The sequence below is a fragment of the Streptomyces boncukensis genome (assembly GCF_011045075.1).
GTDB lineage: Bacteria > Actinomycetota > Actinomycetes > Streptomycetales > Streptomycetaceae > Streptomyces > Streptomyces boncukensis.
Genome location: NZ_JAAKZZ010000835.1, coordinates 1 through 2,073 on the forward strand (window position 1 = coordinate 1; position 2,073 = coordinate 2,073).

1 protein-coding gene is annotated in these 2,073 nt (G+C 73.3%); it reads left to right on the plus strand.

Annotated features, from left to right (window positions below; translation table 11 throughout):
• Positions 1–29: 29 nt before the first annotated feature.
• On the plus strand, positions 30–2,073 hold a 2,044-nt coding region (gene glgB / locus G5C65_RS36170; RefSeq protein WP_165303289.1), incomplete at its 3' end, for a 1,4-alpha-glucan branching enzyme.

Here is a 2,073-nt window from a genome sequence, read left to right on the forward strand (position 1 = left end):
GCGGTGACGCGTGGCGGCGGTCGCCTGCCGTGCGGGGGGCGCGGGGTGTACGGGGCGCGCCCGCGCTCGCCGCGGACGAGCGCGCCCGGCTGCTGTCCGGTACGCACCACGACCCGCACGCCCACCTCGGGGCGCACCCGGTGCGCGGCGGTGTGCTGTTCCGGGCGCTGCGCCCGTACGCGAAGGGGGTCACGGTGCTCGGCAAGGGGCTGCGGGCCGATCTGCTGGACGAGGGGGACGGCTTCTTCGCGGGCGTGCTCCCGCTCCGCGCGGTCCCGGCGTACGAGCTGCTCGTCCAGTACGGGGACGAGCCCGGCGCGGACGAGGTGCGCACCGAGGACGCCTACCGGATGCTGCCCGCGCTCGGCGAACTGGATCTGCACCTGATCGCCGAGGGCCGCCACGAGCAGCTCTGGCAGGCGCTCGGCGCGCACCCCATGACGCACGAGGGCGCCGCGGGCACCCGCTTCACCGTGTGGGCGCCGAACGCGCGCGGCGTGCGGGTCGCGGGGTCGTTCAACTGCTGGGACCCGACCTCGTGCCCGATGCGCTCGCTGGGCTCGTCCGGGGTGTGGGAGCTGTTCCTGCCGGGGGTCGGCGCGGGCGCGCTGTACAAGTTCGACATCGCGCGGCCGGACGGCAGCCACACGCTGCGCGCCGATCCGATGGCGCGCAGCGCCGAGTGTCCGCCCGCCACCGCGTCCGTCGTCCACACCTCCCGCTACACCTGGGGCGACGCGGAGTGGCTGGCCCGGCGGGAGCGCTGGGAGCCGCACACCTCGCCGCTGTCGGTGTACGAGGTGCATCTGCCGTCCTGGCGGCCGGGCCTGAGCTACCGGGAGCTCGCCGACCAGCTCCCGGCGTACGTCGCGGATCTGGGCTTCACCCATGTCGAGCTGATGCCGTGCGCCGAGCACCCGTACGGCGGCTCGTGGGGCTACCAGGTCACCGGCTACTACGCGCCCACCGCGCGGCTCGGCGGCCCCGACGACTTCCGGTATCTGATCGACGCGCTGCACCGGGCCGGGATCGGGGTGCTGATGGACTGGGTGCCCGCGCACTTCCCCAAGGACGAGTGGGCGCTCGCGGCGTTCGACGGTGCGCCGCTGTACGAGCACGCGGACCCGGCGCGCGCCGAGCACCCGGACTGGGGCACCCTCGAATTCGACTTCGGGCGGCGCGAGGTGCGCAACTTCCTGGTGGCCAACGCGGTCTACTGGTGCGAGGAGTTCCACATCGACGGGCTGCGCGTGGACGCCGTCGCCTCGATGCTCTACCTCGACTACTCCCGCGAGGACGGCCAGTGGACGCCGAACGAGCACGGCGGGCGGGAGAACCTGGACGCGGTGGCGTTCCTCCAGGAGATGAACGCCACCGTCTACCGCCGCTGCCCCGGGGTGATCACGGCCGCCGAGGAGTCCACCGCCTGGGACGGGGTGACCCGGGCCACCCACCACACCGGCGAGGGCGGCTTCGGCGGGCTCGGCTTCGGCTTCAAGTGGAACATGGGCTGGATGCACGACTCGCTGACGTATATGACGAAGGAGCCGGTGCACCGCAAGTACCACCACGGCGAGATGACGTTCCCGATGGTGTACGCCTACTCCGAGAACTACATCCTGCCCATCTCGCACGACGAGGTGGTGCACGGCAAGCGGTCGCTGGTCGGCAAGATGCCGGGCGACTGGTGGCAGCGGCGGGCCAACCACCGCGCGTATCTGGGCTTCATGTGGGCGCACCCGGGCAAGCAGCTGCTGTTCATGGGCCAGGAGTTCGCGCAGGGCGCCGAGTGGGCCGAGGGCCACGGCCCCGACTGGTGGCTGCTCGACCCCTCGTACGCGGCGGAGCCGGACCACCGGGGCGTACGGGACCTGGTGCGGGACCTCAACGCGGGGTACCGCGCGTGCCCGGCGCTGTGGGAGCGGGACACCCGGCCCGAGGGGTTCTGCTGGGTCGCGGCGGACGCGGGCGAGGACAACACCCTCGCCTTCCTCCGGTACGCGGCCGACGGCAGCCCGCTGCTGGCGGTCAGCAACTTCTCCCCGGTGGTGCGGGAGGGGTACCGGCTGGGGG